At 65.3% G+C, this 16666-nt stretch carries 14 protein-coding genes; 13 read left to right on the plus strand and 1 reads right to left on the minus strand.

The genetic code is table 11. The features are described 5' to 3' along the window. Nucleotides 1-231: 231 nt before the first annotated feature. The 12 genes from VSR71_RS24160 to VSR71_RS24215 all read left to right on the plus strand — a co-directional run bounded on the left by VSR71_RS24160 (nucleotide 232) and on the right by VSR71_RS24215 (nucleotide 14296). Nucleotides 232-1896, plus strand: coding sequence for a GMC family oxidoreductase (locus tag VSR71_RS24160; protein WP_342916455.1), 1665 nt, complete (start codon nucleotides 232-234; stop codon nucleotides 1894-1896). 368 nt (nucleotides 1897-2264) lie between these two features. After that, nucleotides 2265-3041: an ABC transporter ATP-binding protein gene (locus tag VSR71_RS24165; RefSeq protein ID WP_342916330.1), complete on the plus strand. Its 777-nt coding sequence runs from the start codon at nucleotides 2265-2267 to the stop codon at nucleotides 3039-3041. 16 nt (nucleotides 3042-3057) lie between these two features. Beyond that, entirely contained in the window at nucleotides 3058-3777 is a 720-nt protein-coding gene (locus tag VSR71_RS24170) for an ABC transporter ATP-binding protein (protein ID WP_342913476.1), read from the plus strand. A gap of 88 nt (nucleotides 3778-3865) precedes the next feature. Next, complete coding sequence (locus VSR71_RS24175) at nucleotides 3866-5074, plus strand: ABC transporter substrate-binding protein (protein ID WP_342916331.1); 1209 nt, start codon at nucleotides 3866-3868, stop codon at nucleotides 5072-5074. A 219-nt stretch (nucleotides 5075-5293) separates the two neighbouring features. Continuing rightward, complete coding sequence (locus VSR71_RS24180; protein ID WP_342916332.1) at nucleotides 5294-6178, plus strand: branched-chain amino acid ABC transporter permease; 885 nt, start codon at nucleotides 5294-5296, stop codon at nucleotides 6176-6178. Then, nucleotides 6178-7224 carry a branched-chain amino acid ABC transporter permease gene (locus VSR71_RS24185; protein ID WP_342916333.1) on the plus strand — a complete coding sequence of 349 codons (1047 nt, stop codon included), beginning with the start codon at nucleotides 6178-6180 and terminating at the stop codon, nucleotides 7222-7224. Before VSR71_RS24180 ends, VSR71_RS24185 begins: the two co-directional genes overlap by 1 nt. 339 nt (nucleotides 7225-7563) lie before the next feature. After that, on the plus strand, nucleotides 7564-8118 hold the full coding sequence (locus VSR71_RS24190) for a hypothetical protein (protein WP_342916334.1): 555 nt from the start codon (nucleotides 7564-7566) through the stop codon (nucleotides 8116-8118). 68 nt (nucleotides 8119-8186) lie between these two features. After that, nucleotides 8187-8945, plus strand: coding sequence for a sulfite exporter TauE/SafE family protein (locus VSR71_RS24195; RefSeq protein WP_342916456.1), 759 nt, complete (start codon nucleotides 8187-8189; stop codon nucleotides 8943-8945). Nucleotides 8946-9266: 321 nt separating this feature from the next. Continuing rightward, complete coding sequence (locus tag VSR71_RS24200; RefSeq protein WP_342916335.1) at nucleotides 9267-10415, plus strand: ABC transporter substrate-binding protein; 1149 nt, start codon at nucleotides 9267-9269, stop codon at nucleotides 10413-10415. 216 nt (nucleotides 10416-10631) lie between these two features. After that, the gene (locus VSR71_RS24205; protein WP_342916336.1) at nucleotides 10632-11684 is read left to right on the plus strand and encodes a branched-chain amino acid ABC transporter permease; all 1053 of its coding nucleotides are present in this window, start codon (nucleotides 10632-10634) and stop codon (nucleotides 11682-11684) included. A gap of 3 nt (nucleotides 11685-11687) precedes the next feature. Beyond that, the gene (locus VSR71_RS24210) at nucleotides 11688-13532 is read left to right on the plus strand and encodes an ABC transporter permease subunit (protein WP_342916337.1); all 1845 of its coding nucleotides are present in this window, start codon (nucleotides 11688-11690) and stop codon (nucleotides 13530-13532) included. A 20-nt stretch (nucleotides 13533-13552) separates the two neighbouring features. Then, nucleotides 13553-14296 carry an ABC transporter ATP-binding protein gene (locus VSR71_RS24215; RefSeq protein WP_342916338.1) on the plus strand — a complete coding sequence of 248 codons (744 nt, stop codon included), beginning with the start codon at nucleotides 13553-13555 and terminating at the stop codon, nucleotides 14294-14296. Nucleotides 14297-14552: 256 nt separating this feature from the next. On the opposite strand, the gene VSR71_RS24220 is transcribed toward VSR71_RS24215, so the two are convergent. Beyond that, complete coding sequence (locus VSR71_RS24220) at nucleotides 14553-15491, minus strand: LysR substrate-binding domain-containing protein (protein ID WP_342916339.1); 939 nt, start codon at nucleotides 15489-15491, stop codon at nucleotides 14553-14555. A gap of 179 nt (nucleotides 15492-15670) precedes the next feature. Between VSR71_RS24220 and VSR71_RS24225 the strand changes: the two genes are divergently transcribed. Continuing rightward, nucleotides 15671-16666, plus strand: a complete 996-nt coding sequence (locus VSR71_RS24225; protein WP_342916340.1) for a tripartite tricarboxylate transporter substrate binding protein BugE — start codon at nucleotides 15671-15673, stop codon at nucleotides 16664-16666.

A 16666-nucleotide genomic window follows, 5' to 3' on the forward strand; every position in this document is an offset into this window, starting at 1 on the left:
CGCGAACGCCCCCATCAGGCCCTGAAATACAAAACGCCCGATGATGTTCATCGGGCGTCTGTTTCCACCGGGCGCTAGCCGCCGAATGGCGCTACCAAAACCTGTCAACCTATGTCAGGACTTGACATGGACAAAAAGTTACCCGCCCTTTAGGGCGGAACCGGGCGCATCCAACACCACCAGATGCCAAGCCGTCAGGCACAGAAGAGCAAAATGCAAACCAAACCCGCCATGGAGACATTCGACTACATCATCGTTGGCGCCGGCTCGGCCGGCTGTGTCCTGGCAAACCGCCTGACCCAGGACCCTGACATCAACGTCCTCCTGCTGGAAGCCGGCGGCAAGGACGACTATCACTGGATCCACATCCCGGTAGGCTACCTGTACTGCATCGGCAACCCGCGCACGGACTGGCTCTACCGCACCGAAGCGGAGGCCGGCCTGAATGGCCGCTCCCTTGGCTACCCCCGCGGCCGCGTGCTGGGCGGATGCTCGTCCATCAACGGCATGATCTACATGCGCGGCCAGCGCGAGGACTACGACGACTGGGCCCGCCTGTCCGGCGACGATGGCTGGAAATGGGACAACGTGCTTCCGCTGTTCAAACGCTGCGAAGACCACCACCGTGGCCCAAGCGAATTCCATGGGGCCCACGGCGAGTGGCGTGTCGAAGCGCAGCGGCTGCGCTGGGACATTCTCGAGCGCTTTGCGGATGCGGCGGAACAAGCCGGCATCCCGCGTACCGAGGACTTCAACCGGGGCGACAACTTCGGCGTCGGATACTTTGAAGTGAACCAGCGCCGCGGCATCCGCTGGAACACCGCCAAGGCCTTCCTGCGCCGCGCGTCGGAGCGCCCGAACCTGACCATCGTCACCGGCGCGCAAGTCAGCGCGCTCACCTTCGACGGGCGCCGCTGCACTGGCGTGCAATACCTCGGCGGCGGGCAGCCGCATGCCGCGGCTGCGCGGCATGAAGTCATCCTCTTCGCTGGCGCGGTCAATACGCCACAGCTGCTGGAGCTGTCCGGAATCGGCCAGCCGGAACGGCTGCGCGCACTCGGCATCGACGTACGCCACGCCTTGCCCGGTGTGGGCGAAAACCTGCAGGACCACCTGCAGCTGCGTACCGTGGTCAAGGTCAACGGCGTGCGCACGCTCAACACGCGCGCCGCCAGCCTGTGGGGCAAGCTGTGCATCGGCGTCGAATACGCCTTCAACCAGAGCGGGCCGATGAGCATGGCGCCGTCGCAGCTGGGGGCCTTCGCGCGCTCGGATCCGTCGCAGGCGCGGCCGAACGTGGAGTATCACGTGCAGCCGCTGTCGCTGGACAAGTTCGGCGATCCGCTGCACGCGTTCAATGCCTTCACCGCCAGCGCCTGCAACCTGCGGCCGACGTCGCGCGGCAGCGTGCACGCGCGCAGCGCCGATTTCCGCGACGCGCCGGTGATTGCGCCAAACTATCTGTCGACCGATGAGGACAGGCGTGTCGCCGCCGATTCGCTGCGGCTGACGCGCCGCATCGTGGCATCGCCTGCGCTGGCGCCGTACCAGCCCGAGGAGTACCTGCCGGGCCCCGCATTCCAGACCGACGAGGAACTGGCCGAAGCCGCCGGCAGCATCGGCACCACCATCTTCCATCCCGTCGGCACCTGCAAGATGGGACGTGGCGACGACGGCATGGGGGTGGTCGATAACCGGCTGCGGGTGTTCGGCATCGAGGGGCTGCGCGTGGTCGATGCCTCGGTGATGCCGCTGATCACGTCGGGAAATACCAACTCGCCCACCATCATGATTGCCGAGCGCGCCAGCGACATGATCCGCGAAGACCGCCGGCGCGGCGCGGGGGCAGCGGATGTGATGGCGCCAGCCCCACAGGCCGCGGCGGAAAGTGCCTGAAAGCGGCAGGCGCAGGCTGTGCAGCATGGGAAATCGGGGCGGGAAAGGGAGCAAGCGCCAGGTGGCGTTTGCTGATCATGTGCGCCTGCAAAAAAACTGACACTTGGTTCATGTTTCATAGTGCAAACCCCGATGTTTTGCGATGCAACAGGCGCACACAATAGACGCCTCGGAGGGTGGGGGCAGCAGCACATTGTGCTGGTCTCGTTCTCCGGCGGGAGCCGCCCCGCAAAACCATAACCAAGACACCGCAGCACGCCGCGACCACGGACGTGCATGACGGATGCGGCACATGGCCTACAGGCCGGTTCGGACCATCAGTCAGTGCCGGGCATCACCCGGCGTACAACGAAGGGCGGGCAGGAGACATGAACCAGCAGGAAACCATCCTGGAAACGCGGAACCTCACCAAGGAGTTCAAGGGGTTCACCGCGGTGAGCGACGTCAACCTCCGGGTGCGTCGCGGCTCGATCCATGCATTGATCGGCCCCAACGGCGCAGGCAAGACCACTTGCTTCAACCTGCTCACCAAATTCCTGGAGCCGACCACCGGCACCATCGTATTCAACGGCATCGACATCACCCGCGAAAAGCCCGCGCAGATCGCGCGCCGCGGCGTGATCCGTTCGTTCCAGATCTCGGCGGTGTTCCCGCACCTGACGGTGATGGAGAACGTGCGCATCGGCCTGCAGCGACAGCTCGGCACCGCTTACCAGTTCTGGCGCAGCGAGCGCTCGCTGAATGTGCTCAACGACCGCGCCATGGAGCTGCTCGAGCAGGTGGGGCTGACCGAGTTCGCGCAGACGCTGACGGTGAACCTGCCATACGGGCGCAAGCGCGCGCTGGAGATCGCCACCACGCTGGCGATGGAGCCTGAATTGATGCTGCTCGACGAGCCCACGCAAGGCATGGGCCACGAGGACGTGGACCGCGTCACGCAGCTGATCAAGAAGGTCTCCGCCGGCCGCACCATCCTGATGGTCGAGCACAACATGAGCGTGGTCTCGTCGATCGCCGACAAGATCACCGTGCTGCAGCGGGGCGCGATCCTGGCCGAGGGGCCCTACGCCGAGGTGTCGAAGGACCCGCGCGTGATGGAGGCCTACATGGGCACGGCCGATGCCGAGCTGCAGGGCGCGCACTGAAGGGGGGGACGATACGATGAGCACGAACAACACTCCCGCACTCGAAATCAAGGGCCTGCAGGCCTGGTACGGCGAATCGCACATCCTGCACGGCGTCGACCTCACGGTGAACCGCGGCGAAGTGGTGACGCTGCTGGGCCGCAACGGCGCCGGGCGCACCACCACGCTGCGCGCGATCATGGGCCTGACCGGCGCGCGCAAGGGCTCGATCAAGGTCAACGGCAACGAGACCATCGGCCTGCCGACGCACAAGATCGCGCACTACGGCATCGGCTACTGCCCCGAAGAGCGCGCGATCTTCTCCAGCCTGTCATGCGAGGAAAACCTGCTGCTGCCGCCGCAGCTCAAGGGAACGGATTCCGGCATGAGCGAGGCCGAGATCTACGACATGTTCCCCAACCTGAAGGAGCGCCGCCAGAGCCAGGGCACGCGCCTGTCGGGCGGCGAGCAGCAGATGCTGGCGGTGGCGCGCATCCTGCGCACCGGCGCCAACCTGCTGCTGCTCGACGAAATCTCGGAAGGGCTGGCGCCGGTGATCGTGCAGGCGCTGGCGCGCATGATCCGGATGCTCAAGCAGAAGGGGTACACGGTGGTGATGGTGGAGCAGAACTTCCGCTTCGCCGCGCCGCTGGCCGACCGCTTCTACGTGATGGAGCACGGCAGCATCGTCGAACGCTTCGATGCCGGCGAACTGCAGGCAAAGATGCCGGTGCTGCATGAACTGCTCGGGGTCTGATCCCGGGATCTGACCGATACCCGGATCGTTGATTGCTGTTTGGCAGGAACGGGTGGCGCATCGCCGCCGCAAATCAGGAGACAAAGAGATGAAAAAGACTCGGCTCGCGGCCGCGATGGCGGCTATTGCCATGGGTGCGGTTTCGTTCGGCGCTGCCGCGCAGGTATCCGGCGACACCGTGAAGATCGGCTATATCAGCGACATGTCGGGCCTGTACGCCGACATCGACGGCCCCGGCGGCCTGGAAGCCATCAAGATGGCGATCGCGGACCACGGCGGCAAGGTGCTGGGCAAGCCCATCGAGATCGTTTCCGCCGACCACCAGAACAAGGCCGACATCGCCGCCTCCAAGGCGCGCGAATGGATGGACCAGCAGGGCCTGGACATGCTGCTGGGCGGCACCAACTCGGGCACCGCGCTGGCGATGAACAAGGTTGCTTCGGAGAAGAAGCGCGTCTACATCAACATCGGCGCCGGCACCGCGCGCCTGACCAATGAAGAGTGCTCGCCGTATACGGTGCACTACGCCTATGACACGGTGGCGCTGGCCAAGGGCACCGGCAGCGCGGTGGTCAAGCAGGGCGGCAAGTCGTGGTTCTTCCTGACCGCCGACTACGCCTTCGGGCACTCGCTGGAAAGCGACACCGCCGCGGTGGTGAAGGCCAATGGCGGCACGGTGGCGGGGCAGGTGCGCCATCCGCTGTCGGCATCGGACTTCTCGTCGTTCCTGCTGCAGGCGCAGTCGTCCAAGGCGCAGATCCTGGGCCTGGCCAACGCCGGTGGCGACACCATCAACTCGATCAAGGCGGCCAAGGAATTCGGCATCACCAAGACGATGAAGATCGCCGGCCTGCTGATGTTCATCAATGACATCCACAGCCTGGGTCTGAAGAACACCGAAGGCCTGCTGATGACCGACAGCTGGTACTGGGACATGAACGACGACACCCGCAAGTTCGCCAACCGCTTCTTCGGCAAGATGAAGAAGATGCCGAGCAGCCTGCAGGCCGCGGATTATTCGGCAGCCAGCAGCTACCTGAAGGCGGTGGAAGCAGCCAAGACCGACGATCCGGACAAGGTCATGGCCGAGCTGAAGAAGATGAAGATCAACGACTTCTACACCAAGGGCTATATCCGCCAGGACGGCCGTGGCATCCACGACATGTACCTGATGCAGGTGAAGGCCGCGGCCGAGTCGAAGAAGCCGTGGGATTACCTGAAGGTGGTGGCGACCATCCCGGGCGACCAGGCGTTCACGACGTTGGCCGAGTCGAAGTGCGCGTTGATCAAGAAGTAACCGTCAGCGGGACTGCGACGGTTTGCTCCCCTCTCTCGCTTGCGGGAGAGGGGCAGGGGGAGAGGGCAGGCGACGGCAGGAGCGATGCCGGCACAAGTGCCGCGGCGTGAAGAGCGCCCGCGCCAGTGTCGAGATTCGTAGCCCCTTCCGCGCCGGCCCTCTCCCCCAACCCCTCTCCCGCGCGCGGGAGAGGGGAGTCACCACCAGCAATTGACGCTCATGGACATCTTCGGAATTCCCCTGCCTGCCATGCTTTCCCAGCTGTTGCTGGGGCTGGTGAACGGCGCTTTCTATGCGATGCTGAGCCTGGGCCTGGCGGTCATCTTCGGCCTGCTCAACGTCATCAATTTCGCGCACGGCGCGCTCTTCATGCTGGGTGCGGTGCTGGCCTGGATGGGCATGGAGTACGCCGGGCTCAACTACTGGATCATGCTGCTGCTGTCGCCGCTGGTCGTTGCCGCCATCGGGGTGGTGATCGAGAAGACCATGCTGCGCTGGATCTACAAGCTCGACCACATCTACGGCCTGCTGCTGACGCTGGGGATCACGCTGGTGATCGAGGGCATCTTCCGCTCGGTCTATGGCGTGTCGGGCCTGCCGTACCAGACGCCTGACCTGCTGCAGGGAGCGACCGACCTGGGCTTCATGATCCTGCCGAACTACCGCGCCTGGGTCGTGGTGGCGTCGCTGGTGGTGTGCTTCGCCACCTGGTACGTGATCGAGAAGACCAAGCTGGGCGCCTACCTGCGCGCCGGCACCGAAAATCCCAAGATGGTCGAGGCCTTCGGCGTCAACGTGCCGCTGATGGTGACACTGACCTACGGTTTCGGCGTGGCGCTGGCTGCGTTTGCCGGGGTGCTGGCCGCGCCGGTGATCCAGATCTCGCCGCTGATGGGCCAGAACCTGATCATCATCGTGTTCGCGGTGGTGGTGATCGGCGGCATGGGCTCGATCATGGGGTCGATCCTGACCGGCCTGGGGCTGGGCGTGGTCGAGGGCCTGACCAAGGTGTTCTATCCTGAAGCATCGTCGACCGTGGTGTTCTTCATCATGGTGATCGTGCTGCTGCTGCGCCCGGCCGGGCTGTTCGGGAAGGAGAAGTGATGAGCGCACCAACCACATCATCGACGCAGCCCTCGGTGGCTGCCAACGCGGGCCAGGCAGGAAAGGGACAGGGCGTGCAGAAGAAACTGTTGTACGGATTGCTGCTCCTGGCGCTGATCGCCGCGCCGCTGGCGGGTGCCTATCCGGTATTCGTGCTCAAGGTGCTGTGCTTCGCGCTGTTTGCGTGCGCGTTCAACCTGCTGATCGGCTATACCGGGCTGCTGTCGTTCGGCCATGCGGCGTTCTTCGGCGGTGCCGGCTACGCGGCCGGCCATGCCATGAAGGTCTGGGGCGTGACGCCCGAGATCGGACTGATCCTGGGCACGGCCACCGGCGCGCTGATCGGCTACGTGGTCGGCTCGCTGGCGATCCGCCGCCAGGGCATCTACTTCTCGATGATCACGCTGGCGCTGGCGCAGATGCTGTTCTTCATCTGCCTGCAGGCGCCGTTCACCGGCGGCGAGGACGGGCTGCAGGGCATCCCGCGCGGCAAGTTGTTCGGCGTGCTGCCGCTGTCGGATGACCTGACGCTGTACTACGTGGCGCTGGTGATCATCGTCGCGGCCTTCGCGCTGATCGTGCGCACGGTGCACTCGCCGTTCGGCCAGATCCTGAAGGCGATCAAGGAGAACGAGCCGCGCGCGATCTCGCTGGGCTACGATGTCGACCGCTTCAAGCTGACCGCCTTTGTGCTGTCGGCGGCGCTGTCGGGGCTGGCCGGCTCGATCAAGGCGCTGGTGCTGGGCTTCGAGACCCTGACCGACGTGCACTGGTCGATGTCGGGCTCGGTGATCCTGATGACGCTGGTCGGCGGCCTGGGCACCTTGTCGGGCCCGATCGTCGGCGCCTTCGTGGTCGTGGCGCTGGAGAACAAGCTGGGTGACATCGGCAGTTTCCTGGCCTCGGCCACCGGCCTGCAGTGGTTCAACACCCTGGGCGAGTCGGTGACGATGGTGACCGGCGTGATCTTCGTGATCTGCGTCCTGACCTTCCGCCGCGGCATCATGGGCGAACTGCTGGCCCGGTTCGGCCGCAAGCACGAGTGATCGTGGGGCGACATGCTCGTTTTTGGGGCTAGGGTTTTTTCTAGCTTGTCCTCGGTGCACCGCTTCGTTACATTCCATATACGGTTTTCGCAGGTTAAATGGAGGCGGAAGCGAGGAGACGACAGGCGCGCACCCGGTGTCGGGTAGCAGCGTTATAAAATAAAGGGCGTTGCCGGGTGATCCTCGGCAACGCTTTTTTCATTGGTGCTTTGCCCGCGGCGGCGAGCCCTGAATCACCCACCTGTGTGGTATTCGCCTTATTTTGAGGCGTCCATGCCGGATCGGCATCACCCCGGTCCCCACCGCATGCGACAATGCGGGCGCTTTCCGTTGCCCGCCATGCCTGCCTATCCCCCCGATTTCCAAGATCCGCCGCATCCGGCCGGCTCGGGTCGTCCCGACGCGACGCCGCAGCTGCCCGCGCCGCAGTTGTGGGTACGCGCAGGCCAGAGTGCCGATGGCGCCATGCTGGAGGCCTGGCTGGCAGCCGTGCAGCCGTTGCCCGTGCCAGCGGCCAGGGCACGGCGGCTGATGCTGGACGAGCTGCTGGCGCAGTCCGGCCGCGGGATCTGCCTGCTGGCCCATGGCGCCGCGCCGGACGATGTGCTGGCTTGCCTGCCGGTGGCACTGATGCCAAGCCTGGAACTGGCCGGTCTGGCCGCCCTGGTCACGGAATGGTGGGTACGCCCCGCCATTGGTGGCGGCATGGTGCGCGCCTGCCTGGACGCCAGCTGCGACACGCTGGCCGACTGGGGGCGCGCCCATGGCATCCGCCATGCGCTGCTCGCCCCGGCGCTGGCCGGCGCGCACGGCGGCGCGCCGCCCGGCTTTGCTCCGCATGCCAGCGGCATGTGGCTGCGCAATCTTGTGCCGACGGCCAAGGTGCTCGGCTGAGCCGGCACTGGCACGCCCCGGCACCCCGTTTTTTCTCCCCCCGTTTTTCTTTCCCCGTTCCTGCAATGATGGAGTTCGCATTCCTGGCGGTTGCCGCCTTTCTCGCCGGCATGATCGACGCGGTCGCCGGCGGCGGCGGCCTGGTCCAGATCCCGGCGCTGTTCTCCGCCTATCCCGGCATGGCACCGGCAACGCTGCTGGGGACCAACAAGGTTGGCTCGATCGCCGGCACCGCCAACGCAGCGCTGCGCTATGGCCGCAGCGTGCGCATCTACTGGGGCGCGACCGCGCCGGCGGTGGTGGCGGCCTTTGTCTTCTCGATGGCCGGCGCGTGGGTGCTGACCATGATCCCGGCCGAGCCGATGCGCAAGGCGCTGCCGTTCATCCTGGTGACGCTGCTGGTGTATACGCTGGCCAGGAAGGACCTGGGTGCGGAGCATGCGCCGACGCTGAAAGGCGGCCGCGAACGATTCGCGGCGTTGCTTGCCGGCGCGGTGCTCGGCTTCTACGACGGCGTATTCGGACCGGGCACGGGCAGCTTCCTGATGATTGTGTTCGTGCGCGTATTCGGCTATGACTTCCTGCACGCCGCGGCGTCGACCAAGCTGGTCAACCTCGCCACCAACCTGGCGGCGTTGCTGCTGCTCGCCAGCAAGGGCCATATCTGGTGGCAGCTGGGGCTGGTGATGGCGGTGGCCAATGTTGCCGGCAGCCAGGTGGGCAGCCGGCTGGCGCTGCGGCATGGCAGCGCGTTCGTGCGCAAGGTGTTTATCGTGGTGGTGAGCGCGTTGATCCTGAAGACGGCTTGGGATGCGTTTGCGCGCTGAGCGGCTGAGCGGCTGAGCGCGGCGCTTGATGCGGGTTAATCCTGCTTTTCGCGTCAAGTCGCTGTGATAGACTCGATTCGCATTCCCGACCGCTCGGTCGGCGAATGACAGAAGCGTCAATTCCGGGGGAAAGGGCCGGTTCGCCAGGGCGAGCGGTTCTCGGCGTGGACGGGAAATGGGGAACGGTTTGTCATCGTTCCTGGCAGTAGCGCAGGTGCCGGCGATGTGCCTGCGCAGACCCGAGGGGTCAAAAAAATAATGGGCATCCGCCGGTGGACGCCGGACGGATGCCTTTCCGTTTCAGGAACCGAAGGAGACAAGATGGATTTCAAGCGCGCCAGCCTGCTGGCAATCGCGGCGGCCTGCCTGGCTGCCGGCGCCGCCCAGGCACAGGTCAAGGTCGGGGTCACGGTGTCGGCAACGGGGCCGGCGGCTTCGCTGGGTATTCCGGAGAAGAACACCTTCACGCTGATGCCGAAGGAAGTCGCGGGCAAGAAGATCGAGTACATCGTCCTGGACGACGCTTCCGATACCACCACCGCGGTCAAGAACACCCGCAAGCTGATCAGCGAAGACAAGGTCGACGTGGTGGTCGGTTCCACCGTGACGCCGAACTCGCTGGCCATGGTCGACGTGGTAGCCGAGAACGATACGCCGATGATCACCATGGCTGCCTCGGCCCGCATCATCGAGCCGATGGATGCCAAGCGCGCCTGGATCTTCAAGACGCCGCAGAACGACTCGCACATGGCTACGGCGATTGCCGAGCACATGGGCAACAACAATGTGAAGACGGTGGCGTTCATCGGCTTCGCGGATGCCTACGGCGACAGCTGGGCGCAGGAATTCGCCAAGGTGGCGGAGATGCGCAAGATCAAGGTGGTCGCCAACGAGCGCTTTGCCCGCACCGATACTTCAGTGACCGGCCAGGTGCTGAAGATGATGAGCGCCAATGCCGACGCGGTGCTGATCGCAGGCTCGGGTACGCCCGCGGCGCTGCCGGCCAAGACGCTGAAGGAGCGCGGCTACAAGGGTAAGGTCTACCAGACTCACGGCGTTGCCAACGCCGACTTCCTGCGCGTGTGCGGCAAGGATTGCGAAGGCACGTTCCTGCCTGCCGGCCCGCTGCTGGTGGCCGAACAGTTGCCCGACAGCAACCCGGTGAAGAAGCCGGCCATGGCCTACAAGACCGCCTACGAGAAAGCCTTCGGCGGCCAGGTCTCGACCTTCGGCGGCCATGCCTGGGATGCGGGCCTGATCCTGCAGCACGCCATCCCCGAGGCGCTCAAGAAGGGGCAGCCCGGCACCAAGGAATTCCGCAAGGCCCTGCGCGACGCCATGGAGCAGACCAGGAACCTGCCGGTGTCGCACGGCATCATGAACATGAGCGCCACTGACCACCTCGGCTTCGACCAGCGCGCACGCGTGATGGTGCAGATCGTCGACGGCAAGTGGAAGCTGCTGAAATAAGCCGCTGCACTAGCTTCCCGAGAGACAGTGAAGCTGGGGTGAAGCAGGGCGCATGGGTGATGCCATGCGCCTTTTTTTCTGCCGCACCGCCATACCTAGGGTTGCCGAGTATTTCCGCAATGGGCAACCCGTTTACCATTTCGTAAATCCCACCGCGCGCAGCACCCTGTCGGCCCCCTTCGAAGCAGGCAGGTATTTCAACGATACGGGGAGACAATGGACCTATCTATCGCCGCCATCCTGGCGCAGGACGGCATCACCTCGGGCGCGATCTATGCGCTGCTGGCACTGGCCCTGGTGCTGGTGTTCTCGGTGACGCGCGTCATCTTCATCCCGCAAGGGGAGTTCGTTGCCTACGGCGCGCTGACGCTGGCCGCGATGCAGGCCGGGCACGCGCCGCAGACGACCTGGCTGCTGCTCGCCATGGGCGCGCTGACGTTCATCTATGAAACCGTGACCGTGCTGCGCAGCGCCGAGCTGCGGCGCACGCTGGGCCAGCGGCTGGCGGTGCTGGCCGGCAAGTACCTGGCGTTCCCGCTGGCGGTGCACTGGGTGGTCCAGCAATACGGCGCGCAGCCGCTGCCGATGCTGGCACAGATCGCGCTGACGCTGCTGGTCATCATCCCGCTCGGGCCGATGCTGTACCGCCTCGCTTACCAGCCGCTGGCCGAGGCCAGCACGCTGGTGCTGCTGATCGTATCGGTCGGCGTGCACTTTGCGCTGGTGGGGCTGGGGCTGGTGATGTTCGGCGCCGAGGGCTCGCGCACCACGGCGTTCTCGGATGCGCGCTTCGAAGTGGGCGCGCTCAGCGTCTCGGGCCAGAGCCTGTGGGTGGTGGGCGTGTCGGCGCTGCTGATCGGGGCGCTGTACTTCTACTTCGAGCGCACGCTGCAAGGCAAGGCGCTGCGCGCGACCGCGGTGAACCGGCTGGGCGCGCGCCTGGTCGGCATCGGCACCACGCAGGCGGGGCGGCTGTCGTTCACGCTGGCCGCGGCAATGGGCGCGCTGTGCGGCGTCCTGATCGCGCCGCTGACCACGGTGTACTACGAGTCGGGCTTCCTGGTGGGTCTGAAAGGCTTTGTCGGCGCGATCGTCGGCGGGCTGGTGAGCTATCCGGTCGCAGCGCTGGGTGCGCTGCTGGTGGGCCTGCTCGAATCCTATTCGTCCTTCTGGGCCAGCGCGTTCAAGGAGGTCATCGTCTTCACACTGATCATTCCGGTGCTGCTGTGGCGCTCGCTGACGAGCAAGCATGTCGAGGAGGAGGAATAAGCCATGACCATGCTGACCGACAAGCAAGCGGCGGCCGTGACCGGCGCCGAGGCCGGCAGCCGCGCGCGGCTGAACCGCAACCGGCTGCTGGTGCTCGCCTTCATCGTGGTGCTGGCGCTGCTGCCGGTGCTGCCGACGCCTGAATTCTGGATCACGCTGGGCAACTACATCGGCCTGTACAGCATCGTCGCGATCGGGCTGGTGCTGCTGACCGGCGTGGGCGGCATGACATCGTTCGGGCAGGCCGCGTTCGTGGGGCTGGGCGCATACAGCACCGCGTACCTGACCACCCAGTTCGGGCTGTCGCCGTGGTTCGGGCTGCTGGTGGGCCTGGTGATCACGGTGGCCTCGGCCTATGTGATCGGGCTGATCACGATGCGCATGTCCGGCCACTACCTGCCGCTGGCGACCATCGCGTGGGGCCTGTCGCTGTTCTTCCTGTTCGGCAACCTGGAGTTCCTGGGCAAGTACGACGGCATCAACGGCATCCCCGTGCTGTCGTTCTTCGGCATCGAACTGCAGTCGGGGCGCTCGATGTTCTACCTGATCTGGGCAGTGGTGCTGCTGGCCGTGCTGGCGATGCAGAACCTGCTGAACTCGCGCCCGGGCCGCGCCATCCGCGCGCTCAAGGGCGGCGGCGTGATGGCCGAGGCGATGGGTGTCAATACCGCGTGGATGAAAGTGGTGATCTTCGTCGTGGCGGCAATCCTGGCGTGCGTGTCAGGCTTCCTCTACGCGCACCTGCAGCGCGCGGTGAACCCGACGCCGTTCGGCCTGAACTACGGCATCGAGTACCTGTTCATGGCGGTGGTCGGCGGCGTTGGCCACGTGTGGGGCGCAGTATTGGGTGCGGGCATCCTGACCATCCTGAAGGACGTGCTGCAGGGCGTGCTGCCGAAGCTGCTCGGCGCCAACGGCAATTTCGAGATCATCGTCTTCGGCGTGCTGCTGGTGCTGTTGCTGCAGTACGCGCGCGATGGCATCTGGCCGTTCCTGCGCCGGCTGTTTCCGTCGGGCCCGGCGGTGCTGGCGCCGGCGCAGGCCGAAGCGCTGGCCGTGCGCCGCAAGCCCGAGGCGGGCGAGCTGATCCTCGACGTGCGCGCCGCGCGCAAGGAGTTCGGCGGGCTGGTCGCGGTCAACGATGTCTGCTTCCAGGTGCGTGCGGGCGAAATCATCGGCCTGATCGGCCCCAACGGTGCCGGCAAGTCCACCACCTTCAACCTGGTGACGGGCGTGCTGCCGGTCACGCGTGGCGAGGTGCGCTATAGGGGCGAGGTAATCTCCGGCCTGCCATCGCGCGAGATCGTCAAGCGCGGCATTGGCCGCACCTTCCAGCATGTGCACCTGCTGCCAACCATGACGGTGCTGGAGAACGTTGCGATCGGCGCGCACCTGCGCGGCGACTTCCGCGCGCAAGGCGGTGTCTCGGCGGCGATCCTGCGCATGAACAAGGCCGAGGAAGAGAAGCTGCTGTTCGAAGCGAAGCGGCAACTGGAACGCGTAGGCCTGGCCGACTGCATGTACATGGAAGCGGGCAGCCTGGCGCTGGGACAGCAGCGCATCCTGGAGATCGCGCGCGCCCTGTGCTGCGACCCCGCGCTGCTGCTGCTCGACGAGCCGGCCGCGGGCCTGCGCTACAAGGAGAAGCAGGCGCTGGCCGACCTGCTGCGCAAGCTCAAGGGCGAAGGCATGAGCGTGCTGCTGGTCGAGCACGACATGGACTTCGTGATGAACCTGACCGACCGGCTGGTGGTGATGGAATTCGGCACGCGCATCGCCGAGGGTGTGCCCGAGGAAGTGCAGAAGAACCCGGCGGTGCTGGAAGCCTACCTCGGTGGCGTGGAATAAGCGTGGAGTAAGGAGCCGATATGAGCCTGATTTTGGAAGTGAAGGACCTCCACGTCCGCTACGGCAAGGTGGAAGCGGTGCACGGCGCCAACCTGAAGGTGGAAGCCGGCAAGATCGTGACGGTGATCGGCCCGAACGGCGCCGGCAAGTCCACGATGCTCAATGCGATCATGGGGGCGCTGCCCGTCAATGGCTCGGCAAGTGGCGCGGTCAGCTATCTTGGCCACGACATGGCGGGCATTCCCGTCGAGGGCCGCGTCGCGCGCGGCATGTGCCTGGTGCCGGAAAAGCGCGAGCTGTTCGCATCGATGACGGTCGAGGACAACCTGTTGCTGGGGGCGTTCCGCCGCAAGCGTGCCGGCGAGAAGAACTACCTGGACCAGATGGACGTGGTCTACGACCTGTTCCCGCGCCTGCGCGAGCGTGCGCGCCAGGATGCCGGGACGCTGTCGGGTGGCGAGCGCCAGATGCTGGCGGTGGGCCGGGCGTTGATGGCCAAGCCGCAGTTGCTGATGCTGGACGAGCCCAGCCTCGGGCTGGCGCCACTGATCGTCAGGGAGATCTTCCACATCATCAGCAACCTGCGCCAGACCGGTGTGGCCACGTTGCTGATCGAGCAGAACGCCCGGGCGGCGCTGCAGGTGGCCGATTATGGCTATGTGATCGAGACCGGGGATATGTCGATGGAGGGCCCGGCAGGCGAGTTGGCGGCCAACCCGAAAGTGATTGAAACTTATCTTGGATTGGCAAAAAAGGCCGCTTAATCCGTAAGGATGATAGCCAGATGAATGAGGGCTCGCTTAGGCGGGCCCTTTTTCATTTCTCGTGTGAATAACTTTGGGGATAAGTGGTCTGGGAGGCCTGTTTTTTGATGTCCAGCGGCGTAGCGCAGGGTTGGGTACGCTTTGATTTTCCGGATGGATGAATGCTGCACCGATTTAGTTTCGATTATTCATCACACCGATGTTTGTCGAAGAACTATTCGGCGGATGGATTTGTCTTCTTCTATTTCAATATCAGTTAGTTTTGCGGCGAATGTTGTTGCGTGTCTTGCATAGCTTCCTTCTGCGCGGTCTCCAACAGCCAATCGCGGAACAGGTTTAACGCCGGATGGTCACGCCGCTCCCGCGGAGCGCACAAGAAATAGCCCCGCTGCAGCGAAATCGGCAAATCAAACGGCGCGAAAACACGTCCTGCAGCAATTTCGTCTCTCACCAGGCATCTCTGCAACACGGCGACGCCCATGTCGGCGCGAACAGCCTGGATCAGGATCGACACCTGGTCGAACGCTGTGGATAACATCGGCGCAGCGGTGGGTACGCCGGCCGCTCGCAGCCAGTTTTGCCAGTTGGCCGGCGCCGACGTGTGGTAGAGCAGGGGCTCCTGCAACAACTCCGCCGGCGTCTGCCAGCGGCCGGCCTCGCGGCGAGCGCGGGCGCGGCCCGGATGGCAGACCGGAACCATTTCACGCCCGATCACGTAGTCGACCTGCAGACCCGGCCACTTGGCCGCTTCGCCCGCCAGGATGGCGGCGTCGGGAGTGGCACCCGAGAGATCCTCATCGCGCTGGTAGGGAACGAAGTCGAGGTGGATTTCCGGATGGCGCCGATGGAAGTCCGGCAGGCGTGGCACCAGCCACACGCTGGCCAGCGTCGGCACGACCGACAGCGTCAGTCGGTGGCGCCGGTCGCCAGCGAGGAGGGCCGCACTGGCGTTTTCGATCGCGGCCAGCGGTTCGGCCACGGCATCCAGCAGTTGCTGGCCGGCATCGGTCAACATCAGCCGATGTGCATTGCGCTGGAGCAGCGGCTGGCCGAAGTGTTCCTCGAGCCGGGCGATTGCCCGGCTGATCGCGCCCTGGGTGACGCACAGCGTGTCCGCGGCACGGGTGAAGCTGCCCAGCCTTGCCGCGGCGGCAAAGGCATGCAACTCGGACATCGACGGGGAACGCAGCCGCATGGCGCAGGGTACAGCGCAGGAGAGGGGAGGGCAGAACCTGCGGTGCGCCACAGTTTTGACCGGGACGTGGGCAGGATGATCTTTGGTAATGCAAACGTGCAATATAGTCGTTTGTGCGCAACCGGTAAACGCCTGACACTCGCTCGGTTCTTTCGCATAAAACAACAGGAGAAAGCCTCATGAACCGAGCCACGATGACGCGCCGCCAGCTGATGCTGTCGGGCGCCGCAGCTGCCGCCACGCTGGTGTTTGCCGGCAGCGCCTTCGCGCAGGCCAACTATCCGACCCGCCCGATCCGTTTGATCGTGCCGTTTGCCGCAGGCGGATCGACCGACCTGTCGGCGCGCCTGGTGGCCGAATTCGCCGGCCGCGAGCTGGGCCAGTCCATCGTGGTCGAGAACAAGGGCGGCGCCGGCGGTTCGCTCGGCATGGAACAGGTGGCCGGCTCGGCACCGGACGGCTATACCATCGGCATGGCCACGGTCAGCACGCACGGTTCCAACCCGGCTGTGTACCCGAAGCTGAAGTACGACCCGATCAAGGACTTCGCCCCGGTGACCAACGTGGTGGCCATCCCTAGCGTGTTTGCCGTGCACCCGAGCGTGCCGGCCAAGACCATGCAGGAGTTCATCGCGCTGGCCAAGGCCAACCCGGGCAAGTACAGCTTTGCCTCGCCGGGTGCCGGCTCGCTCGGCCACGTCAACATCGAGAACTTCATGATGCTGGCCAAGATCGACCTGCTGCACGTGCCGTACAAGGGCGCCGGCCTGGCGCTGAATGACGCCGTGGCGGGGCAGGTCAATGCCATCACCGACAACCTGTCGTCGACGCTGCCCCACGTGAAATCCGGCAAGCTGCGCGCGCTGGCGGTGTTGGGCGCGGCACGTTCGGCCCAGTTGCCGAACGTGCCGACCTATGCCGAGCTGGGCTTCAAGGACATGGGCGAGGGCGGCTGGTTCGGCATCGTCGCCCCGGCCGGCACGCCGCCGGCGATCGTCAACAAGCTGAACCAGGCCATCCACAAGGCGATGCAGAACCCCGAGTTCAAGCGCAAGGTGGAAGAGTCGGGCGGCACGCTGGTGCCGACCACGCCGGATCAGTTCAAGGCGCAGATCCAGCAGGCGATGGCGCGCTATGCCCGCGTGGCCAAGGCGGCCGAGATCAAGCTGGACTGA

This window comes from Cupriavidus oxalaticus (genome assembly GCF_038900635.1).
Classification (GTDB): Bacteria; Pseudomonadota; Gammaproteobacteria; order Burkholderiales; family Burkholderiaceae; genus Cupriavidus; species Cupriavidus oxalaticus_B.